Here is a 26,654-nt window from a genome sequence, read left to right on the forward strand (position 1 = left end):
ACTTTTGTACGAACCAACATGAATACTTTAGAAATAATAAACAAACTGAATCAAAACCAATCCGTTTTCAAATCTCTTTTAGAAAGTAAAACAGAATCCGAATATTCTTGGCGACCAAGTCCAGAGAAATGGAATCTAAAAGAAATTGTCTGCCATTTGTTAGATGAAGAAATTCTCGATTTCGGGTTTAGAACCAATCACACCTTAGATACTCCTCTTGAGACCTTACCACCTATAGACCCCGAAGGTTGGGTTATCTCCCATGATTATGCTTCAAAAGATTATCATAAAACGCTAAGCGAATTTTTAGAAGCCCGTTCAAAATCGGTATCATGGTTAAAACATCAAACTCATAGTAATTGGAATAACGTATGCAAACATCCTACACTAGGCGATATTTCTGCAAAAGCATTTTTAAATAATTGGTTAGCGCACGATTACTTACACCTTAGACAAATAATACGATATGAATACCAGTATTTACAAACTAAAACAGATACAAGTTTAAATTACGCTGGGAACTGGTAAAACATAAAACTATGGAAAAACAATGTTTAGAATGCGGTGCAAAAATTGTTGGTAGAATAGATAAAAAGTTCTGTAGCGATGCCTGCCGAAATGCTTACAACAATAAAATAAATAAGGATAGTAAAAATTTAATACGAAACACCAATAACAGGCTCAGGAAAAATTACAGGATTTTAGAAAGCCTCAATCCCAATGAAAAAACAAAAGTTTCTCGGGCTAAACTTATAGAAAAAGGTTTCGACTTTAATTATTTCACCAGTATTTACAAAACTAAAGTCGGTACTGTTTATTATTTCATTTACGACCAAGGTTACCTCCCTTTAGAAGGTGATTTTTATGCACTGGTAAAACGAAAAAGTTAGACTGTAACAAAATACATATTTTGTAAACTCATATTATACACCTAATTATTCTTATCACACTCAACTTAATGGATACACTCATTCCCTTTCTTATTATTGCTGGACTTATAATCTTCGGAATATCAAGTTATTACTTTGGCAGAAAACAAACCTTGCTAAGAAAACTTTCGAAGTTTAATTTTAAACATATCACACAATTCCGTTCTAATGAGTTAACAAAAATTACTGGTAAAGTACTCCATGTTCATGAGCCTTTTGTAGCTCCCTTTAGCAAAAGAAAATGCGTAGCTTATGTTATTAAAATAGAACAGAAGAAAAGCACAGGTAAAAACTCCTACTGGAAAACCCTGGTGGAACAAGAAAACATTCAAGATTTCTTTATCGAAGACAAAGGCGAAGTAGCTATTATAAAACCTGTTAAAGTACCCAAAAACTATTTTAACTATTTTGAGGAAGATAAAAGTGTGTCATCAGGATTTTTAAACGACCCCTCACCTGAATTTAAAAAAGTATTGGACTACTATAATATCAATAGCGAAAACTTTTTGGGTTTTAATAAAAAACTGCGCTATTCTGAGCGTATAATTGAAGTAGGCGAAACCATTACAGTAGCAGGCATAGCCAAATGGAAATCGGTTAAAGAACCCATTTCTGGCTATAACTATTCTAAGATTGCGGCGCTAGAAAGTAGTCCGGAACACAAACTTATAATTACAGATTTACCCAAAGCTAGAAGAAGCAGGGCTTAAATTACTTCCACCAATTCCTGCCCTTTAAAGTCATTGCAGCTTTAAGAACATCTTTTTGGCTAATTTGCCCTACCAACTTACCATTTTCTATAATTGGAAAACGACGGCGTTTGGCATTTAAGAATTTGTTGGCCGCATCAAAAATATTCATGTTTCCATCTATAGTTTCGATATCTGTAGCCATATGTTTGCCTATAGTCTTATCCTGCATAGGCATATTGTAGTATCGGCTTTCGCTTATTTGCTTAATACAATCTCCTTCAGAAATAATACCTACCAACTCATGCTTTTCATTGACCACCGGGCCACCCGAAATTCTGTTTTTTATCAAAGCCTGCATAACGCTTTCTATCGTTTGGTCTGGAGTAAACGTTATTAAGTTTCGGGTCATATAGTCACTTACCTTTAATGGTGTACTGTCTGCTGTATTTGCTTGCTGCCTTCTGGCTCCTTGAAAACTCTTTATTCCCATAGTTCTTTCGTTTAGTTTAAACTAAATGTAAAAATTTTTTTTGAGTTTTCCTAAAAGTAACAACGGTAACCAAGCAATAATCTGTCACATAGTTTTGGCTCGATTTATGTATTAATGCAAAACAACTACGGTCTGAACATAAAATAATTAGCATTCTTTTAAGACTTTAGATGTTAATTTTTTATAGTTTTAGGCCCATTAAAATTTAAGATAATGCAAAGATTACTTTTAGGATTGGTTTTATTGTGCAGCGGTTTTGCTGTGCACGCTCAAACCAACGAGACATTAATTGCTCATTACGAAGCGTATTATAAACAAATGAAAAAACAAGGGGATGTTCAGGGCATCATAAATGCCATGACACACCTAAATGTCTTAGCGCCTTCGCAAGCAAGAAAAGACACCCTTGCCTATTTATACCTAGACCAAGGCAGAAATAACCAAGCTATAAACACTATAGGTTTCGAACAAAATGCTAACGATTCTGACGTTGCCATACAAGTAAAGGCTTTAGGACTAAAAGCGTTGAAGCAACCTGCAATGGCCATTCCCTTTTTCGAGGAAATGTTTAAAAGAACACCTAGTCCGCATATTGCTTACGAGCTGGCCGAACTAAACTTGCAAACCTCAAAATTAGCAGAAGCAGAGAAACATATTATATATGGTCTTGCAAATTCTAAAGAAGATATGAAGAAAGCATTTTTTGAAAGACAGACCCCTTATGAGGTTGCTCTAAAATCTGCTTTTATGTATCTAAATGCCCTTACCATTTACAACAAAGACCCTAAAGCGAATATCGACGCCGCTGTTGATATTTTAGACGCTGCCTTAAAAGCTTCGCCTAACTTTAATATGATTCAAATTACCAAAACCGAGTTATTAAGACAAAAACAGGCATTGCAACAAGTAGAAGCCTCACAAACAAAAAACTAAAAAAAAAGCGCTTAAAGCGCTTTTTTTAGTTTTTAAGGTTTATTGACATTTTGATTGTCGAATTCTACTTTCTTGTTGATTTGAAGATTGAGATAAGAAAATGCCACCAAAACATCTTTGGTTAATTGTAATAGCTCCTCTTTTGATGGGGCGTTTAAGTTATAGTAGCTTTCAAGTTTAAGAAACTTGGTTTCAAAGGCTAACATCCTAGCTTGTATTGCGGGCGAATTTATCACTTCTGGTATCTCTTCCTTAAGATTTTCTAAGGTTAGTTTTGTAGCTTCCTTATTGTCGATAAGATAACTAAAATCACCTTTTCTCATATTACCCAATTCCTCGCTCAATTCTTTGTATTCTGGCCAATCGGAAACATAGGTCTCACTCTTTTCGTCTAGCAAGAACTCGGTATAATCAATTTTAGAAATATCTTTTTCTGTTATCTGTTGCGCTTCACTACCCTTAGTCTCTGTACTGTCGTTTTCTACTTTTTTACAAGAAATCACTAGGAATGAAAAACATAAAAGCCCTAAAAACAATCTTTTCATAAAATGGTTTTTATTGTAACGCAAATATATGCGAATAGTTTATTTTTTAATGAACTAATAAAAAAATCCTGTACTTTTGGTAACACCCCTAAAACCTAATTTAAATGCTAGAAGATTTTTGGTTTAACGTTGAGTACGGCATGAATCACGTACTTGATATTAACGCTTACGACCATGTTTTATTTCTAATTGTTTTAACTGTTCCTTATCTTTTCAATAACTGGAAAAGGGTATTAATATTAGTGTCTACCTTTACCTTAGGGCATACTTTATCACTGGTTTTGGCTGCTTACGGCGTTGTAAAAGTTAATCCTCAAATTGTTGAATTCTTAATTCCTGTTACCATTTTAATTGTTGCTGTTTTTAATGTTTTTACTGCAGGAAAAAATAGCCAAAAAGAAAAAATCGGAATCGTATTTCTATCAACCTTAAGTTTTGGTTTAATACATGGGCTGGGTTTTGCCCGCGAATTCCATATGATGTTTGGAGACTCTGATAACAAATTATTGTTACTGTTGGAATTTGCACTGGGAATAGAAGTTGCACAGGTGGTTGTTGTTTTCGTTGTACTCTTCCTAGGATACCTATCGCAAACCATATTCAGGTTTTCTAAAAGAGATTGGGTTATGGTAGTTTCTGCTATAGTTATTGGTTTGGTTATTCCTATGATACTTAATAGTGATCTGCTGGCTTATTAAGCCTTAACTTTTATAAAACTTTTAACTTCCAACGGTTGTAATTAAAATACCAAGCAATTATCTTCGTTAATAGGTTTTAGCGTGATATTAAGCTCTTGAAACATAAGAATAGAATGAATGCGTAGATTCTTTCCTTAAATTTATTAGCCCATATTATTATCCAATACATTAAAATGCCAAAAGAAAAACAACTAAAATACGACAAAGCCTATCTAAGAATGGCTCAAGAATGGGGCAAACTATCTTATTGTAAACGTAGGCAGGTAGGTGCTATTATTGTTAAGGATAGGATGATTATATCTGATGGATATAATGGTACACCAACGGGTTTTGAAAATTTTTGCGAAGACGACGAGGGTTACACAAAATGGTATGTGTTACATGCCGAGGCCAATGCCATATTAAAGGTTGCCGCATCTACACAGTCTTGCAAAGGCGCTACCCTTTATGTTACACTTTCCCCTTGTAAGGAGTGTAGCAAATTAATTCACCAATCTGGTATAGTTAGGGTTGTTTTTTTAACCCGCTACAAAGATGACTCTGGACTTAAATTTCTCGAAAAGGCCGGAGTTAAAGTTGAACACATTGAGAATCTAACAGCCTAGTGTCTTATCAAAAAAAATATCTGCCATTAATTTTGGGCGTAGCTATAGCCGCAGGTATTTTTATTGGCGGTAAATTAAATTTTAGCGATACACCAGACCGATTGTTTTCTACAAATAGCAAAAAAGACAAACTCAACAGACTTATAGACTACATAGATTACGATTATGTTGAAGATATAAATACCGATAGTATTGTTGATGTAACCGTTAATGGTATTTTAAATAATCTAGACCCACATTCGGTTTACATCCCCAAGGAAGACCTACAGCGTGTAACCGAAAATATGAAGGGGGACTTTGTTGGTATTGGAGTAAGTTTCTATACTTATAGAGATACCATTACGGTAATTAAAACTATAGAGGGTGGTCCTAGCGAAAAAGCGGGCATAAAAGGTGGCGATAGAATATTAATGGCCAACGGAGACTCCCTTTACGGAAAAGGTTTTAATGATAACGAACTCGTAAAAAGCCTAAAGGGTCCAATAAATTCTAAAGTAGATTTAACCATTTACAGAAAAGGAGAGCCTAAGCTCTTAAACTTTACGCTAAAACGCGGCATTATTCCTATAAAAAGTGTGGATGCTTGCTACATGTTAACCGAAAAATTGGGTTACATTAAAGTAAATCGATTTGCCGAATCCACCTATAAAGAATTTAAAAAAGGTTTGGATAAATTAGTGGATTTAGGAGCCACCGAAATCGCCCTTGACTTAAGGGGCAACCCCGGAGGTTTTTTATCTATAGCCGAACAAATAGTAGATGAATTTTTAGGCAAAGGCAAACTCATATTATTCACAAAAAACAAACGCGGTGATATTGAGGAAAGTTATGCCACTCGAAAAGGAGATTTTGAAGACAACAAAGTCTATGTCTTAATAGACGAAAACTCGGCCTCTGCAAGTGAGATTGTTGCTGGAGCACTTCAAGATAATGATAAAGGTACTATTGTAGGTAGACGTTCTTACGGCAAAGGACTCGTACAACGCGAAATGGATTTAGGCGATGGCAGTGCTGTTCGACTAACCGTATCTCGTTACTTTACCCCTACAGGGCGTTCCATACAGCGTCCCTATAAAAAGAATGGGCATAAAGATTATTACGACGAGTATTCCGATAGGCTAGATAGCGGTGAGCTACTAGACCCATCTAAAATAGAAGTTGCTGATTCTCTCAAATTTACAACGCCAAATGGAAAGGTTGTTTACGGTGGTGGCGGTATAATACCAGATGTTTTTGTTCCAATAGATAATAGCCTTCATAATGAAACATTACGCTATATAGAACAATATCAATTCTTCGATAATTTTATTTTCAGACAATTAGATTTCGACCGCCATGCTTACGACGGTATTTCTAGAAGAGAATTCATAGACAGTTTTGAACTCGACGATAGTATGGTCATTCAGTTTCAAGATTACGTAAACACACAAACACGCTCTCAAGTTACCTTTGTGGCTTACCACGACGAAGTAAAACAATACCTTAAAGCAAGTCTGGCCGATCAACTTTTTGGCAATGGCGCTTTCGAAGAAGTCTTTAACCAAACCGATATCATGATTGATGAGGTTATTAAGTTGAGTGACGGCAGGTAGTCTTTTCTTTCATTTTTATGAGATTTGTCATTTTTTATTTCGAAAGAAAAAAATTACCTTGCTATGCGTTTTTTTCTTAAAGACATCAATATGAAGGACAAAATCTTATTATTTTTAGCCATATTATCTTCAATTTATCTAGTCCACTCTCAAAACTTTATAAAAGATTTTTATTCCATTACAGATTTCACTTCCTCAAATAATCAAGTTTTTTTTGTTGCCAATGATGTTACACACGGTGATGAAATTTGGGTTTCAGATGGAACAAAACAAGGCACCCATATTGTTAAGGATATATTCACTGGCCCCTTCAGTAGTAGCCCTAAGAATTTATTTGTGTTTAAAAACGAACTTTATTTTTCAGCTAATAATGGATTTACAGGAAATGAATTATGGAAAACTGATGGTACACAAGCGGGCACAAGTTTAGTTAAGAATATTTATGAGAAATTAAGAGCTAGTTCGTCAATTAATAGTTTTACTATATTTAATGATGAGTTATTTTTCTTGGCTTCAAATAATAGAGGTAATAGTACGCAAATTTGGAAAACAAATGGAACAGCCGAAGGAACTTTAATGGTTTATGATGCTAATACTCAGATAAAAAATCTAATTGTAGCTAACGATAAAATGTATTTCGTTGCTTCAAATAAGTTATGGGAATTTGAAAATTCGAATAACGTTAACCAACTTAATATAGACGAGTATTATTTCATAGACGAACTTAATTCGTTTAACAATGAATTGTATTTTATAACAAACACCTCTTCCCGTCAAAGTATTAGATTTTATAGGAGAGATGTTAGCGGAAATAATATTATGCTTAAAGAGTTTAATCAACCGCAATATGGAGATATAGATATCCATAATTTTACTCAAGTAGGAAGTCTAGTTTACTTTTCAATCACTACAGACTTTAATTCTGATAATGACACAGACGTTTTATGGAAAACAGATGGAACGCCATCGGGAACTGTACCCGTTAAGAGTTTCTACTGGGATAGACATTGGTCTAAATCCAATATTTCAGACTTCATTGACTTCAACGGAAATCTTTACTTCAATGGAGGGAGACAAAATGAATCTAAGCTATGGAAATCTGACGGCTCAGAACAAGGGACAATACAAGCACTCAATATTTCAGAAAGCGGATTAACCAATTTAATGAAACTAGAAGGTTTGCTTTATTTTTTTAGTAACGAGAAACTATGGATTTTTAATGGTTCTGACAGTAACCCTCAAGAATTTTCAGAATTTATGGTTACTAGTAAAGAGTCGCAAGATTTATTTAACGCTGAAAAGGGTCTAGGAAAAATATTCTATGAGGGAGTAAAAGGAGACAAAAAAGGATTATACACATCAGATTTAAAACCTGTTTTAGAGGTTAAGTATGATAATTATAGTGTAGGAAATAATAAAAAAATATATTTAGAAGCAAAAAAAGATAGTGTTCTAAGAACAACTGTAAAGCTAAAAAATTCAGGTAATTCAAATCTGTTTTTCACTAAGATTTCAATTTCTGGTAAAGACTATTATTTAGATGGTGTTCAGGATAATAACATTAATATTGAAAACCCTGGTGGAAATTTTCAACAAGTATTATCTCCCAATGAAGAGTCGGAGTTTGAAATTTTATTCTTCCCAAGTTCATTAGAAACAAAATCTTCCCAACTTGAAATTTTAAGTAATGATGTGTTTTCTTCAATATTTAATTTAGAATTTCTTGGTAGTGTAGAGGAAGAGGCCATCCCACTGCTTGAAGAAGATGTGGTTCTTAGTAAAGAAATTTTGTTTACAAATGAAAGTTATTCGATTGTATTGGATAAAAATACGATAGTTGAGAACCAAAGCATAAACGAAATAATTGGAAATTTAAGAGTAGAAGGTAGTATCTTGAGTTACAACTTTGAGTTAGTTCCAGGAGAAGGCGATACAAATAATAAAGATTTTAAAATTGAAGATAATAAAGTTGTCGCTAATGCAATTTTTGATTATGAAACAGCAAATAGCTTTTCGATAAGAATAAGAGCTACAAATAATGAGAGTAGTGAAGTTGTGGAAAATCAGGTTTTTATTTCTGTTCTAAATGAAACCGAAAACAAACCACTAGTTTCATGTCGAGCTGAAGTTTTCAGTATGCCAATAGGATTTTTAGATGTAGAATTTATAAATGACGACACTGCTATTGCGGTAGGTACACATGGTGTAATTTTAAAATCTTCTGATAAAGGTAAAAATTGGAAAATAATTAGGCGTGAATCTGTCAACAGGCCAATTTATTATTCAAACGTGCAATTCATTACTTCAGAAATAGGTTATGTTACTGGTTACAAAGACCTATTAAAGACCGAAGACGGAGGAGTAACATGGTTTTCGTTATCTCTTCCAGATGAATCATACCCATTTCCAAATAATTTATTATTTCTAAATGAAGAGGTTGGTTTTGTTTTTGGGGAAGATGGTAAAATATTTAAAACTAAAGATGGTGGTGTTTTTTGGGAAAAACAGGTATTAAGTTTTGATGATATTAGCGATGCGCATTTTTTTGACGACTTAAATGGTATTATTTCACTAGATGAAACACTATGGCAAACTAATGATGGTGGAGAAACTTGGACAGAAAGAAGTTTAGGTGTAGATGGTCTTAGGTACAGTTTTAAAATAACTAATATTGAGTTTATAAGTACTGAAATAGGATTTTTAACAGGTAATAGAGGTGAAATCATAAAAACTGAAGATGGTGGAGATACTTGGAACTTAATTTCGACTATTGAAACAAATTATTCACTAAATGACATACTTTTTATAGATACTAATCATGGCTATGTTACAGCAAATGGTATTTATGAGACGGTTGATGGTGGGGTGAATTGGACTCGCCTACAATCTTCAATTCCTTTAGAAAACTATAATAGTATCAAAAAGAATAATAACGGTGATTTAATAGTTGTGGGGATGGTAGATTATGGGGCATTGTTTGATAAAGGCGGTATTATAAAAACAAAAGAAGCAAACGGTAATTGGGAATTGATATCTTCATTTAATGGCGGTAATTATACTAAACACGATTTTTATTTTAAAGGGGATATAGGCTATGTTTTTGGGGAAAACGAGTCTAAAAAAACGATTGATGGAGGTATTACTTGGCAAAATTTTAGTATTCCCGATATAACCGTAAAACAATTTGAAGTTGTAGACAATAGTATGTTTCTATTTGGCATAAATACCCAATATCAGAATGTGCTTTTTAAAAGTATAGATAACGGTACTACATGGCAAAACATAACTAATTTAGAATATGTCAATAATATTTATTTTGTAAATGATTTAATAATGTTCACTACTAAAGAAACTGGAATATTCAAATCTGTAGATGGTGGTGTAAACTGGAAAAATGTGGACACGAGCCATAACCCTTATGATTTGTTCATTATAAACGAAAGTAAATTATTTGCAGCAGGTGTATTTGGTGTCATTAAAACAGAAGACGGAGGAGAGACTTGGGAATCTGCCGATTTAGAATTGGAAAACGGAAATTCTTTTGTGTATTCGATAAGTTTTTTTGACGACAAAATAGGTTTGGCCGGTTCAAATGATGGAATAATTTATAAAACAACAAACGGAGGAGAGACTTGGGAAAAAATATACACATTAATTCATAGAAATGTAAAACACATACATGCTATTAGTGAAGAGGAATGGTTTGCCACAGGAGATGGTTATTTTTTGTACAAAAGTTATGATGCAGGAAATACATGGAACATAATTAGTTCTAGTTCAAATGATTTGAAGATTGTCCATAAGGACAACAATACTTTTTACGGCTTAGGTAATGGAAGTTTTATAAAACTAGATTTCAAAGACATCAGAGGTATTATCCCATCAAAGGTTTCTGGCAATGAATACCCCAATAGCAAAAATAAAGAAAGATATAAGGTTTTAAATGAATCAGGTGTTCATTATAAATGGAGTGTTTCTGGAGATAATGAGATAAATTACAATAATGAATCAGCAGAAGTATTTTGGAAAACCCCTGGGAATTATACGCTTTCGGTCACAGCATATAATGAATGTAGCCAAGGCAAAACCAGGACAATAAATGTTATTGTTGAGGATGTTGAAGAATCGCCTGTAATCATCGAAGGTAATACTGAAGTTTCTGAGTATAGTTTGAATAATTCCTATACTACTATTCTAGAATCTAATTATAGTTATAATTGGTTTCTACAAGGTCATCAAAGCGCTAGCGCCAATAACAATAATATCAAAATTGATTGGGATAAATCCGGAAACGGAATAGTGAAAGTCATTAAAACCAATACAGTAACTGGTCAAAGAAGAACAGGAAATCTTGACATAACCATTTCTCCTATTGCTGTCTCTCATAATAATTTTACAATTCAGGCTGTTGGTGAGACCTGCCCTGATACAAATAATGCAAAGATTTTGATTTCAGCATTAGAAAATCATAATTATACAGTAACTATAAATGGACAAGATTACGAATTTTCTTCTGATTTAGTTATTGAGAACTTAACTCCTGATTCATATGATTTTTGTGTAGAGATTTTAGATTCTTCATTCAGTCAATGTTTTTCGGTTAACTTGGCAGAAAGCACTACCATTTCAGGAAAAACATCAAATGACAGGAAAGGAAAAGTCTCTGTAAACATACAAGAAGGAACTGCACCTTATTCTGTCTATAGAAACGGTAAAGAAGTCCTAAAAACATCTTCAAAATCATTTGAGGTTGTCGCTTCTCATGGCGATTTAATTGATGTAACTACAAGTAAATCATGTGAAGGTAAACTATCCAATAGGATTGATACCATAAACAATATAGTTGCTTACCCCAATCCAACCAGTGGTCGTTTTGAAATTGCTTTACCCATTTTAGATGAGGAAATAAAATTAGAGGTTTTTACTATTCAGTCTCAACTAATTTCTTCTTCTATTTACAAAGCTAATAATGGCAAAATAGAACTGGACTTTCAAGAACAACCCAACGGTGTTTATTTCTTAAAAGTCAACTTAAAAAAACCTATTACCGTTAAAATAATTAAGAATTAGTTATAAAATCCAAGTTGAAAGAGATTAATCGCTGTAAGGCAAACCTACGATTAATCATGTTTTTAGCTGTTATTATCCATATTTAATTTCTTAAATACACATTAGTTTTGCTTCTGTTAAATTCAAACAAAACCAATCTATGGAAGCCAAAACCATCGAATTAGTACAAGGAACATTTAAAGAAGTTGTTCCTATCGCAGATAAAGCTGCAGAAATATTTTATGATAAACTATTTGATTTAGACCCAAGCCTTAAGCCTTTATTTAAAGGGGACATGAAAGAACAGGGAAAAAAATTAATGACCATGATAGGCACCGCCGTAAATGGCTTAAATAACTTGGATGCTATTGTTCCAGCCGTTCAAAACCTTGGAAGAAACCACGTAGGTTATGGTGTTAAAGACAGCCATTACGATACTGTTGGTTCTGCCCTTATTTATACATTAGAAACTGGACTAGGAAAACTTTTTACTCCTGATGTAAAAGCGGCCTGGGTAGAAGTATACACTGTCTTAGCAACCACTATGAAAGACGCTGCAAACCAAGCAGAAGCTGTAGCTGTAGCTGATGAAAAGCCGTGGTGGAAATTTTGGTAAAATCCATTTACATGGTCTTAAGAACATGAAGAAGCAGGTTTAACAGACCTGCTTTTTTATTGTATTTTATCATGTACCTTGGTATGCTTCCCTTTGTTCCAAAGGGTAAGAATATCGGTCGCAACATGAGCACCACTTCCCGATGCAATTGCAAACTGGCTTCGCCATCCCGCCAAAGTTCCAGCTACGTATAGGTTGTCACGTATTAAATGATTAGTGTTTTTTAACCAAATACGTTCCTTTTCGGGAACATCTCTTGGGTGTGGTTCAATATAATTCTCGAGGCCTTTTATCCGCATTAAATTGGTGTAACCAACAGCTATAACCACAAGTTTTGATTTGTAGGTGTTTTTATTAGTTTTCACCTCAAACCCATAATCTGTTTCATTAATTTCAGAGACCTTTTCCTTATTAATCTGTTCCACATGTGGGTATAGATCCGATAACTGCTTTTTACCAGTTTCCAGAATAGAGGCTCCTGTGGTTCCTGGGGCTAAACCCAGAACATTATTGAATAAAGCAGTCTGTAAATGCGAGGTTTTTTGATGCGCTATAATACCAATGTACTTGTCTTTAGCAAAAGCCTTGTCTTTGGCCGACCCAAGAACTAAAGCACAAGATAAGCCCGCAGCACCTCCACCTACTATCAATGCATCGAACATACTATTTTCCCTTTTTTACTTTTTCCTCAATACGCTTAGATACTCTTAAAATAGCCATTAACAATATGGCACACAGCGCTGCTACAACCGTGATAACAGCAACCATACTTTCACCTTCTAAAGGTGCCTTAAAATCTATCTTAGTGAAATTGAAAATGGCCATAATCACAGCCAGAACAATAATTACAACAGAAGCAATTTTCATTTTTTAAAAATTTTTGTTTTTGGATTTAGCTCCATTCAACTACTCAAATAATCAAACAACTTTGTGTTTTAGTTAATTGAACAAAACTTTAATGTTTTCGGCAAATAATTTAACCGCAATAGCAAGGAGTACAACTCCAAATACCTTTCGTATTATACTTATCCCGTTCGAACCTAAAAAACTTTCAATCCTTTTAGATGTTTTGAGAACAATATAAATGAATATGACATTTAAAATAATAGCAACGATAATATTCTCTACTTCAAATTCCGCCCGCAACGACAGTAAGGTTGTTAAACTACCAGGGCCCGCTATTAAGGGGAAAGCCAAAGGGAATATAGATGCCGTCATTACACTATTCTCTTCTTCTTTGTAAAGCGTTATCCCTAAAATCATTTCAAGGGCAATGAAAAATAAAATAAACGCACCGGCAACTGCGAACGAATTAACATCAATACCAATTAAATTTAAAATGCTCTTTCCCAAAAAAAGAAAGGTAATCATAATGGCACCCGCAATTAGCGAAGCTTTTTCACTTTGAATATGCCCTACTTTCTTTCTTAAATCTATTATAATTGGAATGTTTCCAACAACATCAATAACGGCAAATAAAACCATAAAAGCGGTAAAAATTTCTTTTGGTACGAGCTTCATATTGATCATTAATTATTTTGACAAAGGTCGGTATTTAAATTTAAAGTTTATCTATTTTTACACCGCTTAAGATTACAGAATAATGTTTCAACTCGGAAAAACCATTGTTTCAGATGATATTGTAAAAAAAGACTTTCTATGCAATCTGTCTGCCTGCAAAGGCGCCTGTTGTATAGACGGTGATGCTGGAGCGCCTCTAGAGAAAGATGAAATAAACATACTAGAGGACATCTACCCAAAGGTAAAACCCTTTTTGCGACAAAAAGGTATCGATGCCATTGAAGCACAAGGCACTTCCATTTCAACCGAAGAAGGAGAACTTGAGACCCCCTTAATAAACAATGCCGAATGTGCCTATGTGATTTATGATGAAAATGACGTAGCGCTTTGTGCCATCGAAGAAGCCTACAACCAAGGAGAGATTTCCTGGAAAAAACCGGTCTCTTGTCATTTATACCCTATTCGGGTTACGGATTATTCTGAATTCTCGGCAGTTAACTATCACAAATGGCAAATTTGTGATGATGCTTGCACGCTTGGTGAAGAACTTAAAGTACCTATCTACAAATTTGTTAAAGAAGCACTCATAAGAAAATTTGGAGAAGATTGGTATTTAGAACTAGAAAAAGTTGCTAAAACGTTATAAACATCCTAAAATTTCATCGAAAAAAAAGTATAAAACCCTTTGTTTAAAAGGCGTTTAGAAAGTTAATCGTATATTATTTTTTTGTAAACTTTTTGATTTCCAAAAAAAGTTATTTACTTCATTTTCAATATTTTAACCTATTTTTCTTGTAAACTTTATTATTTTACTCCTGTTTTTTCTTTGTTAAAAACTTGTTGAAAACGTTTTTTTAACTGCATAAAAATGTATTAATCATTTTGCAATCTTTGTGAAACTCAATTCTGAGTAAAAAATACAATTATCAATACATAGCCTTTGTTGAATTCCTTTTATTAAGAATTATTTCATCAAAGTTTTTTAAAAATATACCAAATAATTTGGTGTGTTTTCAGGATGTTCCTGTAGCAATCGGTGTGTCAAAATTTAACTAACCAATAAATGGAAATAACTCATATTATTAAGCGTGATTACGAAACTAGTCCTTTCGTTTTAGACAAAATTACCAACGCTGTAGAGAAAGCCATGCTCTCAGTAAATCACGGGTCAAGGCAAGATGCCAGTGAAATCTCAGACCGCGTTTTCGAATCGCTTCTAGCTAGAAAAGCTATGGATGCAAGATATGTCCCTACTGTAGAACAAGTACAGGATATTGTAGAAGACAAGCTAATGGGTAGTGCCTTTCATGATGCTGCCAAGGCTTACATTCTTTACAGAGATGAGCAGAACAGGAAAAGACAGACCAACATCTTTGAAAAACGTATTAACCTTAAACCTTATGAATATCCAGATTTATATGAGTATGTAAATGCCATTAGACATTCTTATTGGATCCACACTGAATTTAATTTTACTAGCGATATTCAAGATTTTAAAGCGCAACTAAATTCAGTAGAAAAATCGGCCATAAAAAATACCATGTTGGCGATTTCTCAAATTGAAGTCGCTGTTAAAACCTTTTGGGGCGATATTTACCAAAAAATGCCAAAGCCTGAGATTGGTTCTGTTGGAGCAACTTTTGCCGAGAGTGAAGTACGTCACCATGACGCCTATTCACATTTATTGGAGATTTTAGGATTGAATGCGGAATTCAAAGCGCTAAAAAAGAAGCCCGTTATCATGAGGCGTGTGCACTATTTAGAAACCGCACTAAAAAATTCTAAAAGTGAAAACATACAAGAGTACGCAGAATCGATTTTATTATTCTCATTATTTATTGAACACGTATCGTTATTCTCTCAGTTCTTGATCATTATGGCTTTCAATAAGCACAAAAATATGCTTAAGGGTATTTCTAATGTGGTTGAGGCAACATCGAAAGAAGAGCAAATTCATGGCGACTTTGGTATTGATGTTATCAAAATCATCAAGAAAGAGAACCCATCTTGGTTTGGAGACGATTATAACGTAAAAATTCAAGAAATCTGTAAAGAAGCCTTTAAAGCTGAAAGTGATATTGTAGACTGGATTTTTGAAGAAGGCGAATTAGACTTCTTGCCTAAAAACGTTGTAAACGAGTTTATTAAAAACAGATTCAACAATTCTTTGGAAAGTATAGGAATTGACAAAGTCTTTGATATTGACCAGGAATTAGTAGCCCAAACAGAATGGTTTGATGATGAAATCATTGGAACCAAACATGGCGATTTCTTTGTAAAAAGATCCATTAACTATAGTAAAAGAACAAAAAGTATAACTAGCGACGACCTTTTTTAAAATATGAAACTTAACACACAGCAACAAGACAACCAAACCACAGAACAACAATCTAATTACAACGATTTAATTAATGCTCGTAAAGAGCAAATTAAAAATGTAAATAGCAAAGAAGAGTTAAATTTTGAATGGCTAACCGAAAACAGCCGTAAATTCTTGGCATCTGGATACCTAACAGAAGGTGCTACTCCAGAAGAAAGAATACGTGAGATAGCCGAAAGAGCCGAACAAATTCTTAAAATTGATGGCTACGCAGACAAGTTTTACAAATACATGTCTGAAGGCTTCTATTCTTTAGCTTCGCCTGTTTGGTCTAATTTTGGAAAAAAACGAGGCTTACCAATTAGTTGTTTTGGTTCTAACATTGCAGATGATATGGGTAACATCCTGTACACGCAATCTGAAGTTGGAATGATGTCTAAATTAGGCGGTGGAACTTCTGGTTATTTTGGGAATCTTAGACATAGAGGGGCGCCTGTAAAAAATAACGGTTCATCTTCGGGTGCAGTTCATATCATGCAGCTTTTCGAGAAAATGGTAGATGTTGTTAGTCAAGGCTCTGTAAGACGCGGACGATTCTCGCCATATTTACCTGTTGAACACCAAGATATCAATGAATTTTTAGAAATTGGTACTGAAGGAAACTCTATCCAAGAGCTAACACACGGTGTTACTGTTAGCGACAAGTGGATGCAAGAAATGATAGATGGCGATGTTGATAAGCGTTCTATTTGGGCAAAAGTTATACAACGTAGAGGTGAAATAGGATATCCATACATTTTCTTTAATGATCATGCCAATAACCAAGCGCCTGAAGTATATAAGGAGAATAAGCATAAAATTGTTGCTAGCAATTTATGTACTGAAATCATGCTACCATCCAATGAAAAATGGTCGTTTGTATGTGTGTTATCATCTGTGAATTTATTACACTACGATAAATGGAAAGATACCGATGCTGTTGAAACCATGGTATACTTTTTAGATGCTGTAATTACTGAATTTATCGATAAACTTGAAGAGTTTAGAGATTCTGATGATTTAGACGACAGACAAACATTCATGTTTATGGAGCGCGCCTATAATTTTGCGAAAGATAATAGAGCGTTAGGTTTAGGCGCTCTAGGATGGCACTCTTTATTACAGTCTAAAATGTTACCGTTTGACAGTGCTGAAGCTTATGACTTGAATAGTGAAATATTTAGAGTGATTAAAGAGAAGTCGTATAAGGCATCTGAAGAATTGGCTGAACGCTTTGGAGAACCAGAAGTTTTAAAAGGCTACGGAAGACGTAACGCTACATTAAACGCTATTGCGCCTACAACCTCTTCGGCGTTTATTCTTGGTCAGGTTTCTCAAGGCATCGAACCTATTTGGTCTAATATTTATGTTAAGGATATTGCTAAGATTAAAACCACAATAAAAAATCCGTACTTATTAAACCTTCTTGAAGAAAAAGGAATGAATACACCAGAAGTATGGAAAAGTATAAGAGATCACGATGGTTCTGTTCAACATCTTGAATTCTTAACTGAGCTTGAACGTGATGTATTTAAAACATACTCGGAGATTGACCAGTTAACAATTGTATACCAAGCAGCGAACAGACAAAACCATATCGATCAGGGACAGTCAGTAAATATTATTGTGCACCCAGATATGCCTGTAAAAGACATTAATAAAATCTACGTTACAGCGTGGCAATTAGGGTTAAAGTCTTTATACTATCAGCATAGTATGAATGCAGCTCAAAAGTTTAAACAGAAAAAAGAGTGCACTAGCTGCGAAGGATAATTAAAAAGAGACATGATTGGTTTCTTGTGGGTTCCCTCGAGAGAGGGAACCCCAAATTTATAAAGCACCTCCCAGGAGGTGCTTTTAAAATTAACAGATAATATGTTAAAAACTAGTTGAAAAGCTTTTTTTAAAATTTATCTAAAAGAAATAAGTTAAAAGTAAATTTGAGTATTAAATTAAAACATAAGTAGAGTTTTAAAAGCAAAAAAAAAGGGACATTTGAAATATCCCTCTTGATTTTATTTTTTTACAAATTTGGTTTGGACCCCTTTATTGTAAAAATACAGAAGTGAGATTAACTCATCTCCTATTTTGTTCTTCAAACGTACAAAATTAGCCTCTTCTGACCAAGTTAAATATTTCTGTGATTTAATTAAAACCTGAAAACAGTTGTAAAATAAGAATTTATGACCCTTATTTTTTATCAACCGATTTTAGGGTTATTAACAATTAGAGCGAAAATATCTTACAAAAGCTCTATAAAATATTTAAAAAATGACAAAAGAAATTAAAATTTCTATAAATCAGTTTGCGGATTTTTCTAAAGCAAGCGATTCTAAAAAAAGAACAATTATAAAGCAACAAAAAAATCCTAATAAATTTTTGGTTTCATGGTATCAATTAAGCAAATCTAGAATAAAAAAGTCAATAGAAAACAATGGTGATTTAGATCCAATTATAAAAGGGATAGAGGAATTAAAAGGTAGAATTCCTAAAAAACCGAGACAAGTCCTAGACCGAATAGTTTCAATTGAAGCATTACAGAGATATATACATATAAAACTTCCTGATATGCTGAAAACGATTCCTTATGAAACTATAAAAAAAGTGGAATCGAAATCTGTTTATATCAATGGCGTAGAAATCATTGTATCACCAGATGTAATTATTAGGATAAAGGTAAACGGAAAAACTTATTTAGGAGCTGTAAAAATACATGTTTCGAAAAGTAATATCTTTGATAATATTCAATCTCGATATATATCAGTATTGATAAAAAAATATTTAGAAGAAGTTGTTGCTAAAGATGGAGATAAGGTTCTAGATGATCTTTGTCTATCCATAGATATATTTGGAGAAAGGATAATTTCTGCTCCAAATAATATATCTAAAGCGATTACAGAGATTAATGTAATCTGTAATGAAGTAAAATCCTTTTGGAATGCAGCTTAAAATTAAAAAAGCACCTCTGTTGAGGTGCTTTTTTTTAATTATGAGATAAAATTCTAGTCTAAAATTTTATTCTCTGCCAATGTGGTATCCTCATCTGCCATTAATGCAAAAAACTTATCAATGTTAGGAAGAATCACTATACGTGTTCTACGGTTTCTAGCTCTGTTTTTCCAAGTTTTATTATCTGTTATCGGTTGGTAACTGCTTCTTCCTGCAGCAATCAACTGTTCTGGAGCTACTTTAAATCTGTGTTGCAACCTTCTTACAACCGAGGTAGCTCTTAAAACACTTAAATCCCAGTTATCTGTAATTTTTTCGGTATGGATTCCTCTAGAATCTGTATGGCCTTCAACCATAACATCTAAACTTGGTTCAGACTTTATAACATCGGCTAATTTTGCTAAAATTCTATCTGCTTTAGAACTTACTACATAGCTACCACTATTAAACAACATTTTATCAGAAATAGAAATCATAACAACAGTTTCGTTAATATTAACAGCTATGTCCTCGTCTTCATCAATATCATTAGAATCTATTACTTTTTCTAAATTATAAGCCACCGCTAAATTCATAGAATCTTTAAGTGTCTTGGCATTACTTAATTTGGCAGGGTCAACTTTTGCCAAAGTAGCTCTCATTTGTTCTTTAGCCTTATTAGAGATTACAGCACCGCTTTTAAGCGTTTCAAACTTAGAATCACTTTCTTCAGTTAAGACATCGACGTCTTCTTTTAAAGATTCTATTTTGGTATTGTATTCAGTCACTCTAGTTTGAATTTTAGCAAACTTAGTTTCTAAGTCTTCTTTAGCTACTCTTGTTTTAAGCAGTTCACTTTTAATCTGCCCATTTTCTTGTTCTATAGCCACATACTTCTTTTTAGAGACACACGAAAAAGTGAGGGCAACTACTAATAAAATTGAAATTTTCTTCATAATTAAATGGATTTGGTTTACCTCATTTACGTAAGGAAAACAAAATCAGATCATGAAGCATTAAAATCTTTTTAATTCAAAATGTCGGTTCCTAAAAGCTGATCATTTTTATTATAATACCAGGCTCTATTCTTTGGCATTCTAATACCATTTACTAACTCTTCTTCAGTTAAGAGAATATACTCTCCGGAGTTGTTTTCTTGAACACTATTTTTGTCTGTTTTGTAGAATTGATAGACTTCCATGGCATAGGTTTCAGGATTAAAATAAAAGTACCAGATATCGTTACCTACTTCTGAATTATAGGTTACCCTTAAAACCAAATAATCCTTTCCTTTAAACGACTTTCTCTTAACGTTTGGGTGAATGATAGTTCCTGGATCTCTAAGTTTCATTGGTAAACCATACAAATACGTGTAGTAATTCTTTAATAATTCTGCACGCTTACAGTTTAAGTTATATTTTTTTAGGTCTACTTCCGAAATATTTTCTGAATCGTTTAAAGCGAAAGAACACGCTTTTTTACTAATTATCATTTCTATCTTTAAGGAATCTCTTTTCGTAATCGACTTAAAGTATTGGTTCGGTAAATCGATAGTTATAAAACTTTGACGAGGTAATTTGTTGGGAATTTGCATCGTTATATCAAGAGTTCCCTCGAAGTCTTGCCAATTATTATGTGGGTCATGATAGAGAATAGCTTTTTCTAGCAATTCTTTACCAGTTATTTGCTGCGAATACACTTGCAATGAAATGGCCAGCATAACAAAAAGTAAACTGTTTATTTTCATAATGATATTTTCTTATAAGATACAAAACAAAAAGACACCTTAACCAAGGTGTCTTTGTATCGTTTTTTAATCTTTATCCTTAAATATTTTCGGTTTTACTCTTCCTCTTCTACATTGTTGCTAGCTGCAGCTGTTGCGGGTTCTACTGTAGCATCATGCGAATTATAATATTCTTCCAAAAGGCTTATAGTTGCTGTTAACAGGTCTTTTGTTTCCAATAAAACGCCAAAATAAAGCGTCGTGTTTTTTGGACTGGATTCTTCAGTTCTTGTGCGCTCAACTTGCTTTTGGATTTTACGTGATATCGAATTAAATATGTCGTGTTTTTTCTCTAATACTGCTCCAATCTCGTCAAAAGAGCCCGACATGAATGCATTCTTCGTATTGGCAAATAATTCTTCTAAAGTAATGTCTATATCCTTTAATTCCCTTATTTGACTAAACTTTAATTTTTTGTGGTTATTGTTTACGTGCTTATAACTTGTATTCGATATATAGCCTAAAGATTGAGCCATATCTTGCAAGTACCTTAAAATACTTAAGTAGAAATTACTGGCATTAACACTTGGCTCATCAAGATTTTTAATAAAATAATAGATATTATCCTTTAAGTCCTCTATTTCATCCGTTAGTTTTTCAACTTGGGCTTTGTTCTTTTTTAATTTTTTTAAATCGTGTGTTGCCAGTCCTGCAACAGCATTAGTATATATTCTGTTACTTCTATTAATGACGTTGGCAATATTGCTAGCACTCTCTAAAATTACACCTTGTGTAGAACTGCTCTCTGCTCTTTGTAGGCTATCCTCTTCTTTAAGTTCTTTAGATTTCTTCCTGTGGCTTAAATAATTTCTAACCAGTACCAATATGGCAAAAGCAATTAAAGCCGCTAAAGCATAACCTCTACCATAATATAAAATCAAGGCCATTATGGCGGCAGCAACAAAAGCACATAGAGCTGTCATGAACCATCCACCAATAACATTAAGTACACCAGCTACTCTATATACAGCACTTTCACTTCCCCATGCTCTATCTGCTAAAGAAGTACCCATGGCGACCATAAAAGTAACGTAAGTGGTAGATAAAGGTAATTTCATTGAAGTTGCAATCGAAATAAGTACACTCGCTACCATTAAATTTACCGCAGCTCTCACCATATCGAAAGCCGGCATATCTTCTTTTTTTATAGCAGCCGAAATTACAGGTTTTTGAAACTGCTTTGAAATAACGCGTTTAGCAGCATTAGGCAACATACTGTTAATACTATCAGATGCTGCTATGGTCATTCTTACAATACTTCTGGATAGAAAATTTGGTTCAAAACGTTCTTTCACATCATCTTGACGTGATAAATCTACCGATGTTTTTACAACCGCTTTAGCTTTACTGGAAAACCAAAGCGTTAATACCATAATTAATCCAGCAATGAGCAGAATATAGGTAGGTGTGTGAATTTTGTTTGCCAAACTATCCATTCTGAACTCAGTAGCTAAAACACCTAATGTATTATGTGCTTCAGTATAATCTTGAAATGCCTGGTATGCTCCAGTTGTTGGTCCAATAAAATTCACCAAATCGTTCCCAGCAAAAGCCACTGCCAAAGCAAATGTTCCTATAATAATTATAATCTTATAGATGTTCGTCTTTAAGAATAGAATCAATGCAAAAGAGGCTAGCGTGAAAAATAAAAAGCCTCCCACCAAAACTATTTCAGTATTACCCGATATAAAGGCTTTTATACTATCGTTCATGAAGGTTGCATTCTTTATACCCTTTATAAGGATAAAATACATTATTGAAGTTACCGCAAAACCACTAAAAATTGCGCCATAAAACTTTGGCTTCTCATTAAAGTTGAATGATAACAGAAGTCGCGCCACGTACTGAATTAATGCACCAATAGAAAAGGCCACAACCACCGAGAGCAAGATTCCCAAAATGATTTCTATGGCTTTTTCATTATTAATGTAGTTGCCTAAGTCTAATAAAGACTGGCTGTTATCGGCAGAAATCTTTAAAATCGCCATACACACAGAGGCGCCTAAAAGTTCAAAAACAATCGATACAGTTGTAGATGTAGGTAAACCGAGTGTATTGAAAAAGTCTAATAATAATATATCGGTTATCATCACGGCCATAAAAATGATCATGATTTCATCGAAGACAAATTCTCCTGGAACAAAAATACCTTTACGGGCAATTTCCATCATGCCACTAGAAGATAGTGCCCCAAAAGCAACACCTACACTAGCAACAATCATAAGCGTTTTAAAAGAAACGGCCTTAGAACCAATAGCTGAATTCAAGAAGTTTACAGCATCATTACTTACACCAACTACCAAATCTGCAATTGCCAAAACAGCAAGTGCAACGATCATAAAAGTATAAATATCCATTCAGGAAAAAGTAAAATTATAAAGAGCAAATGTCAGATATTTTATTAAACCTAATGTTATGCTAATGTTATGTTCTTTACTCTAAATAATAAAAACTACGGTTAATAATGCTCAACAAACCAATATACACTTATGTTAACTTAATGTTACTAATTTTAAAAATATTAAAATATTGTTATTCAATTAGTTACAGTTTTAATGTTAATTTAATGTTATGTAAACGTTGTCTACTTGTAAATTTATACATATATTTGTTATGTAATTATTAATTAAAAACCCCACATATTATGAAAAAATATATCTTTATCCTTACAGTTTTATTTATAGGCACCTCTGTTTTTGCACAAGAAGATAAAAAAGTAACACACAAAACTATAGGAGACTTAATTGAAACCACCTACTTCTACGCAGATGGTAGCATACAACAACAAGGTACTTTTAATAAAGAAGGAAAACTACATGGCACCTGGACCAGTTTTGATACTAAAGGCAATAAAATAGCTGTTGGTAACTACGAAAATGGAAAAAAAGAAGGTAAATGGACTTTTTTAGTAAATGGTGAAATTAAAGAGGTTGACTATGTTAACTCTAAAGTGACTAAAATTTCTAAAGTAGACAAAGCTGTATCGCTTTAACTACAATAAAAAGCATAAAAAAGCCGATGCAATGCATCGGCTTTTTTTTATCTAAAATTTAAGCTATTAGAACTTAAGAGAGTATCCTATGGAAAACTCGGTTCCAGGCTGTCTCAAAGAAAAGATTCTATCTTGTGCCTGAAAAGATTGATAAACACTTTCCACCTCGGCACCTAAAATATTACTTACCTTAATATCTATAGCAGATTTTTTATTTTCTCCAAAAACCTTGTTTAAGGTAAAGTTTAAGCTTTCAAATGGAAGCGTAAACACATCTGGAACACCACCTAAACCAACAACTTCAAGTGTTTTCCCTTGCATGTTAAAGAATAAACCTGTTTGCAATCCAATATCAGAATTGGTATAGTTTAAACTTGTGTTGATTAAGAAAGGTGACTGCCCTTGTAGATTACGTTTTCTATCAATAGTCTCTCCTGTTCTGGCATTTTGAGATCTAGAGAAAAACTCCCCTTCAGACATGGTTAACTCAGACTCTGTTACAGAGGCATTTAATGAGAACTTCAAATTTCTTAAACCTTCTGCAATGAAGCCTAAATTTTGTCTAAACTCAATTTCAGCACCGTAAACATCGGCACTACCTAAGTTTGCGACCGTAAGTTGCGTTGGAGCTGATGCAAAGAAGGATTTTTCGATAGGATCATCAAACTTCTTATAGAAACCACTTATAGCAAACATTTGTCCAGCTTCACCAAAACGCTCAAACCTTAAATCGAAATTATCAACATAGGTAGGATTCAGGTTAATATTACCAATAAACAATCTATCTGTAATAGGATCGAAAATCTGTACAAAAGAAGCTTCCTTGAATGAAGGACGAGCGGTTGTTTTGTAATAAGATGTTCTTATGTTCGATTCCTCTCCTACAGCATAAATAAGATTTGCCGATGGGAAGAAATCATGTTTATCAAGTACTTTAAACCTTAAAAAGTCATCACCTGTTGTATTGTTTCTACCAGTATAATACGATGTAAAAATCTCGGCACGTAACCCTAAAATAGCTTTAAGTTTTTCACTAACGTTAAACTCGTTAGAGATGTACGTAGATGCTATGTTTTGTTCACCTTCATAGGCATCACCAGGGTTGAAAATATCACCAGAGATTAAGAATGTACCATTTACACTATTATCTCTACTCCAAATATTTTCTGGAGCAAGTAAATTATTTGGATTACCATCTACAACCTCTGCACCATTATTGTTAAAGGTATAATCATCGATGTTAAAATCCCTAAACTTATAAGTGTAGCCACCTCCAAATTTTACTTTAGCAGGTCTACCACCTAATTGGTACTTCTTGCTAAAATCGAACTTTGAAGCCCAGTTTTCTTCTTGTAACCATCTCCAGATTCGAATAGGAAATGTTGCAGCCGATGGCGATATAAAAAACTCACCGTTATCAGCCTCTTGTAAAGGTGTTACTCTATGGTCTTTATCGTAAACCTTTGCAAAAGTTGGTGAAAATTTCCAATCAAAATCCCAATCATTTTCAGCACCGAAAGAGTGATCACCACTTACTAAAAGATTAGTTACCGAACGCTCTGTATAGGTAATAGCGTCTTTTGTTAAAGGCTCAAAACCAGAACCAGAACCAGAACCTCCCTGAGCGATAAGCTGATCGAAGAAACCACCAGCAGACTCTCCGTTTTGGATATGTAGTACGTTTACTTTGTATTTTGATCTTTCACTTTTATACGTTAGACCAACCAGACCATTAAGGAGAATGTTATTGATACCCTCGCTACCCTCAGAAATTCTATCGATTACAAGTTCTGTGTTAGCTGGATTATTCGCGTCTATAGAGAAAGCACCATCTACACGATTCTCGTAAAAAGTAGTTGAGTTCTTATAAGAGAAAGATGCTTGATAACCGAACTTATCTTCTCCAATTTCAAATTGGTCACCTAGCGTAAATCCGAAGTCAAAATTAGGATTACTAGTTTGTTGTTTAGCTCTTAATTCGCTATCAAAACGACCAGTTAAAGATGTTAAAAGTCCACGATTTTCAAATCTTCCCGGTATAGGTTGATACCTGTTTATTTGCAGGTTTCTAGTACCATCATCATATCCCCAAAAATCGGTATCACCGCCAGTTCCAATAAGAAAGTTGTCATTAAAATGCATATCGGGGTTGTAACCTGTTCCCAAAGAAATAGAAGCCTCAAATTTTGTTGGGAAATCTTTGGTAACAATATCTACAACACCTCCAGTAAAATCTGCCGGATACTCTGCAGCAGCAGACTTAACTACTATAATGTTATCTAAAATATTGGTAGGGAAAATATCCATCTGAATTGTGTTTCTATCAGGATCTAATCCTGGAATATCCACACCATTCAAAGTAGATTTCGTATAACGGTCTCCTAGACCTCTAACGTATACATATTTACCCCCAACCACAGAAACTCCAGGAACACTTTTTACGGCAGTAGCTAAATTACTTGCTCCACTCGATTTTATACTCTGAGCAGATAACCCATCTAGTAACGTTACCGATTTTTTCTGGATGTCTAATACTGCACTTTCAGTATTTCTTTTAATACTTGTAGTGATAACAATCTCATCTAAAGAGTTTGATGACAAGGTTACATCTAAATCTACAACTTGTCCACTCTGTATAACTACATCGCTTATTTCTTTGGTTTGATAACCTACAAATGAGAAAATAACGGTATAAGTACCAGTCTCTAAGTTTAACTGATACTTACCATCAAAATCTGATGTTGTACCAATGGTAGTTCCTTTTACTATTACATTGGCAAAGGCCATAGGCTCATTGTTATACTCGCCATCAAGGATATTTCCAGCAAGAGTTCCAGTTTGAGAGGAAGCAGCTAAAACAGAACCTAAGAACAGTAAGAGAAATACATAAATATTTTTCATATAAATTATTTATGTACT

Annotated in this window: 23 protein-coding genes; 14 read left to right on the top strand and 9 right to left on the bottom strand. The window is 33.8% G+C overall.

Translation table 11 applies throughout. The annotated features are described in order from the left end of the window. The first annotated feature begins 18 nt into the window (after nucleotides 1-18). From M0214_RS05060 to M0214_RS05070, 3 genes are all read left to right on the top strand, one after another. Nucleotides 19-528: a DinB family protein gene (locus M0214_RS05060; protein ID WP_248724383.1), complete on the top strand. Its 510-nt coding sequence runs from the start codon at nucleotides 19-21 to the stop codon at nucleotides 526-528. An 11-nt stretch (nucleotides 529-539) separates the two neighbouring features. Next, nucleotides 540-890, top strand: a complete 351-nt coding sequence (locus M0214_RS05065; protein WP_248724384.1) for a hypothetical protein — start codon at nucleotides 540-542, stop codon at nucleotides 888-890. A gap of 68 nt (nucleotides 891-958) precedes the next feature. Beyond that, a complete protein-coding gene (locus tag M0214_RS05070) occupies nucleotides 959-1,639 on the top strand; it encodes an E3 ubiquitin ligase family protein (RefSeq protein WP_248724385.1) in 681 nt (226 codons plus the stop codon). Between the two features lies 1 nt (nucleotide 1,640). Here the strand turns inward: M0214_RS05070 and M0214_RS05075 are convergent, their stop codons facing one another. Beyond that, a complete protein-coding gene (locus M0214_RS05075) occupies nucleotides 1,641-2,111 on the bottom strand; it encodes a CBS domain-containing protein (protein WP_248724386.1) in 471 nt (156 codons plus the stop codon). Nucleotides 2,112-2,324: 213 nt separating this feature from the next. On the opposite strand from M0214_RS05075, the gene M0214_RS05080 reads away from it, so the two are divergent. Further along, nucleotides 2,325-3,044 (top strand): hypothetical protein, encoded by a 720-nt coding sequence (locus M0214_RS05080; protein ID WP_248724387.1) that lies wholly within the window; start codon nucleotides 2,325-2,327, stop codon nucleotides 3,042-3,044. Between the two features lie 32 nt (nucleotides 3,045-3,076). Here M0214_RS05080 and M0214_RS05085 read toward each other — a convergent pair whose 3' ends face one another. Further along, entirely contained in the window at nucleotides 3,077-3,589 is a 513-nt protein-coding gene (locus M0214_RS05085) for a hypothetical protein (protein WP_248724388.1), read from the bottom strand. Between the two features lie 104 nt (nucleotides 3,590-3,693). On the opposite strand from M0214_RS05085, the gene M0214_RS05090 reads away from it, so the two are divergent. The 5 genes from M0214_RS05090 to M0214_RS05110 all read left to right on the top strand — a co-directional run bounded on the left by M0214_RS05090 (nucleotide 3,694) and on the right by M0214_RS05110 (nucleotide 12,149). After that, nucleotides 3,694-4,287 carry a HupE/UreJ family protein gene (locus M0214_RS05090; RefSeq protein ID WP_248724389.1) on the top strand — a complete coding sequence of 198 codons (594 nt, stop codon included), beginning with the start codon at nucleotides 3,694-3,696 and terminating at the stop codon, nucleotides 4,285-4,287. 173 nt (nucleotides 4,288-4,460) lie between these two features. Continuing rightward, complete coding sequence (locus M0214_RS05095; protein ID WP_248724390.1) at nucleotides 4,461-4,892, top strand: dCMP deaminase family protein; 432 nt, start codon at nucleotides 4,461-4,463, stop codon at nucleotides 4,890-4,892. Next, entirely contained in the window at nucleotides 4,892-6,484 is a 1,593-nt protein-coding gene (locus M0214_RS05100; RefSeq protein ID WP_248724391.1) for a S41 family peptidase, read from the top strand. Before M0214_RS05095 ends, M0214_RS05100 begins: the two co-directional genes overlap by 1 nt. Before the next feature lie 90 nt (nucleotides 6,485-6,574). Continuing rightward, on the top strand, nucleotides 6,575-11,554 hold the full coding sequence (locus M0214_RS05105; RefSeq protein ID WP_248724392.1) for a YCF48-related protein: 4,980 nt from the start codon (nucleotides 6,575-6,577) through the stop codon (nucleotides 11,552-11,554). A gap of 139 nt (nucleotides 11,555-11,693) precedes the next feature. Next, nucleotides 11,694-12,149, top strand: coding sequence for a globin family protein (locus M0214_RS05110; RefSeq protein WP_248724393.1), 456 nt, complete (start codon nucleotides 11,694-11,696; stop codon nucleotides 12,147-12,149). A 56-nt stretch (nucleotides 12,150-12,205) separates the two neighbouring features. On the opposite strand, the gene M0214_RS05115 is transcribed toward M0214_RS05110, so the two are convergent. The 3 genes from M0214_RS05115 to M0214_RS05125 form a co-directional block, all read right to left on the bottom strand. Next, nucleotides 12,206-12,811: an NAD(P)/FAD-dependent oxidoreductase gene (locus M0214_RS05115; protein ID WP_248724394.1), complete on the bottom strand. Its 606-nt coding sequence runs from the start codon at nucleotides 12,809-12,811 to the stop codon at nucleotides 12,206-12,208. Between the two features lies 1 nt (nucleotide 12,812). Beyond that, a complete protein-coding gene (locus M0214_RS05120) occupies nucleotides 12,813-13,016 on the bottom strand; it encodes a hypothetical protein (protein ID WP_248724395.1) in 204 nt (67 codons plus the stop codon). 72 nt (nucleotides 13,017-13,088) lie between these two features. Then, entirely contained in the window at nucleotides 13,089-13,670 is a 582-nt protein-coding gene (locus tag M0214_RS05125; RefSeq protein WP_248724396.1) for a MarC family protein, read from the bottom strand. Nucleotides 13,671-13,752: 82 nt separating this feature from the next. Between M0214_RS05125 and M0214_RS05130 the strand changes: the two genes are divergently transcribed. The 4 genes from M0214_RS05130 to M0214_RS05145 all read left to right on the top strand — a co-directional run bounded on the left by M0214_RS05130 (nucleotide 13,753) and on the right by M0214_RS05145 (nucleotide 18,978). Next, complete coding sequence (locus M0214_RS05130; protein ID WP_248724397.1) at nucleotides 13,753-14,316, top strand: DUF3109 family protein; 564 nt, start codon at nucleotides 13,753-13,755, stop codon at nucleotides 14,314-14,316. A gap of 417 nt (nucleotides 14,317-14,733) precedes the next feature. Further along, complete coding sequence (locus tag M0214_RS05135; RefSeq protein WP_248724398.1) at nucleotides 14,734-16,008, top strand: ribonucleotide-diphosphate reductase subunit beta; 1,275 nt, start codon at nucleotides 14,734-14,736, stop codon at nucleotides 16,006-16,008. Between the two features lie 3 nt (nucleotides 16,009-16,011). Continuing rightward, entirely contained in the window at nucleotides 16,012-17,802 is a 1,791-nt protein-coding gene (locus M0214_RS05140; RefSeq protein WP_248724399.1) for a ribonucleoside-diphosphate reductase subunit alpha, read from the top strand. Nucleotides 17,803-18,300: 498 nt separating this feature from the next. Continuing rightward, nucleotides 18,301-18,978, top strand: a complete 678-nt coding sequence (locus M0214_RS05145; RefSeq protein ID WP_248724400.1) for a hypothetical protein — start codon at nucleotides 18,301-18,303, stop codon at nucleotides 18,976-18,978. A 53-nt stretch (nucleotides 18,979-19,031) separates the two neighbouring features. Here the strand turns inward: M0214_RS05145 and M0214_RS05150 are convergent, their stop codons facing one another. The 3 genes from M0214_RS05150 to M0214_RS05160 form a co-directional block, all read right to left on the bottom strand. Next, nucleotides 19,032-19,913, bottom strand: coding sequence for an OmpA family protein (locus M0214_RS05150; protein ID WP_248724401.1), 882 nt, complete (start codon nucleotides 19,911-19,913; stop codon nucleotides 19,032-19,034). A 71-nt stretch (nucleotides 19,914-19,984) separates the two neighbouring features. After that, nucleotides 19,985-20,704, bottom strand: coding sequence for a DUF6503 family protein (locus M0214_RS05155; protein WP_248724402.1), 720 nt, complete (start codon nucleotides 20,702-20,704; stop codon nucleotides 19,985-19,987). A gap of 95 nt (nucleotides 20,705-20,799) precedes the next feature. Then, nucleotides 20,800-23,100 carry an inorganic phosphate transporter gene (locus tag M0214_RS05160; RefSeq protein WP_248724403.1) on the bottom strand — a complete coding sequence of 767 codons (2,301 nt, stop codon included), beginning with the start codon at nucleotides 23,098-23,100 and terminating at the stop codon, nucleotides 20,800-20,802. A gap of 287 nt (nucleotides 23,101-23,387) precedes the next feature. On the opposite strand from M0214_RS05160, the gene M0214_RS05165 reads away from it, so the two are divergent. Continuing rightward, entirely contained in the window at nucleotides 23,388-23,735 is a 348-nt protein-coding gene (locus M0214_RS05165) for a toxin-antitoxin system YwqK family antitoxin (protein ID WP_248724404.1), read from the top strand. Nucleotides 23,736-23,801: 66 nt separating this feature from the next. Here the strand turns inward: M0214_RS05165 and M0214_RS05170 are convergent, their stop codons facing one another. Beyond that, a complete protein-coding gene (locus tag M0214_RS05170; protein WP_248724405.1) occupies nucleotides 23,802-26,636 on the bottom strand; it encodes a TonB-dependent receptor in 2,835 nt (944 codons plus the stop codon). Nucleotides 26,637-26,654: the final 18 nt, after the last annotated feature.

Source organism: Seonamhaeicola sp. ML3 (genome assembly GCF_023273855.1).
GTDB lineage: Bacteria > Bacteroidota > Bacteroidia > Flavobacteriales > Flavobacteriaceae > Seonamhaeicola.

What these genes read in the sequence shown, in the direction of transcription:
- M0214_RS05070 (WP_248724385.1), top strand. Translation starts at nt 959, where the DNA reads ATGGATACACTCATTCCCTTTCTTATTATTGCTGGACTTATAATCTTC.
- M0214_RS05170 (WP_248724405.1), bottom strand. Translation starts at nt 26,636, where the DNA reads ATGAAAAATATTTATGTATTTCTCTTACTGTTCTTAGGTTCTGTTTTA.
- M0214_RS05160 (WP_248724403.1), bottom strand. Translation starts at nt 23,100, where the DNA reads ATGGATATTTATACTTTTATGATCGTTGCACTTGCTGTTTTGGCAATT.
- M0214_RS05095 (WP_248724390.1), top strand. Translation starts at nt 4,461, where the DNA reads ATGCCAAAAGAAAAACAACTAAAATACGACAAAGCCTATCTAAGAATG.
- M0214_RS05090 (WP_248724389.1), top strand. Translation starts at nt 3,694, where the DNA reads ATGCTAGAAGATTTTTGGTTTAACGTTGAGTACGGCATGAATCACGTA.
- M0214_RS05115 (WP_248724394.1), bottom strand. Translation starts at nt 12,811, where the DNA reads ATGTTCGATGCATTGATAGTAGGTGGAGGTGCTGCGGGCTTATCTTGT.
- M0214_RS05155 (WP_248724402.1), bottom strand. Translation starts at nt 20,704, where the DNA reads ATGAAAATAAACAGTTTACTTTTTGTTATGCTGGCCATTTCATTGCAA.
- M0214_RS05125 (WP_248724396.1), bottom strand. Translation starts at nt 13,670, where the DNA reads ATGAAGCTCGTACCAAAAGAAATTTTTACCGCTTTTATGGTTTTATTT.
- M0214_RS05080 (WP_248724387.1), top strand. Translation starts at nt 2,325, where the DNA reads ATGCAAAGATTACTTTTAGGATTGGTTTTATTGTGCAGCGGTTTTGCT.
- M0214_RS05140 (WP_248724399.1), top strand. Translation starts at nt 16,012, where the DNA reads ATGAAACTTAACACACAGCAACAAGACAACCAAACCACAGAACAACAA.
- M0214_RS05130 (WP_248724397.1), top strand. Translation starts at nt 13,753, where the DNA reads ATGTTTCAACTCGGAAAAACCATTGTTTCAGATGATATTGTAAAAAAA.
- M0214_RS05105 (WP_248724392.1), top strand. Translation starts at nt 6,575, where the DNA reads ATGAAGGACAAAATCTTATTATTTTTAGCCATATTATCTTCAATTTAT.
- M0214_RS05165 (WP_248724404.1), top strand. Translation starts at nt 23,388, where the DNA reads ATGAAAAAATATATCTTTATCCTTACAGTTTTATTTATAGGCACCTCT.
- M0214_RS05135 (WP_248724398.1), top strand. Translation starts at nt 14,734, where the DNA reads ATGGAAATAACTCATATTATTAAGCGTGATTACGAAACTAGTCCTTTC.
- M0214_RS05110 (WP_248724393.1), top strand. Translation starts at nt 11,694, where the DNA reads ATGGAAGCCAAAACCATCGAATTAGTACAAGGAACATTTAAAGAAGTT.
- M0214_RS05075 (WP_248724386.1), bottom strand. Translation starts at nt 2,111, where the DNA reads ATGGGAATAAAGAGTTTTCAAGGAGCCAGAAGGCAGCAAGCAAATACA.
- M0214_RS05150 (WP_248724401.1), bottom strand. Translation starts at nt 19,913, where the DNA reads ATGAAGAAAATTTCAATTTTATTAGTAGTTGCCCTCACTTTTTCGTGT.
- M0214_RS05085 (WP_248724388.1), bottom strand. Translation starts at nt 3,589, where the DNA reads ATGAAAAGATTGTTTTTAGGGCTTTTATGTTTTTCATTCCTAGTGATT.
- M0214_RS05120 (WP_248724395.1), bottom strand. Translation starts at nt 13,016, where the DNA reads ATGAAAATTGCTTCTGTTGTAATTATTGTTCTGGCTGTGATTATGGCC.
- M0214_RS05145 (WP_248724400.1), top strand. Translation starts at nt 18,301, where the DNA reads ATGACAAAAGAAATTAAAATTTCTATAAATCAGTTTGCGGATTTTTCT.
- M0214_RS05065 (WP_248724384.1), top strand. Translation starts at nt 540, where the DNA reads ATGGAAAAACAATGTTTAGAATGCGGTGCAAAAATTGTTGGTAGAATA.
- M0214_RS05060 (WP_248724383.1), top strand. Translation starts at nt 19, where the DNA reads ATGAATACTTTAGAAATAATAAACAAACTGAATCAAAACCAATCCGTT.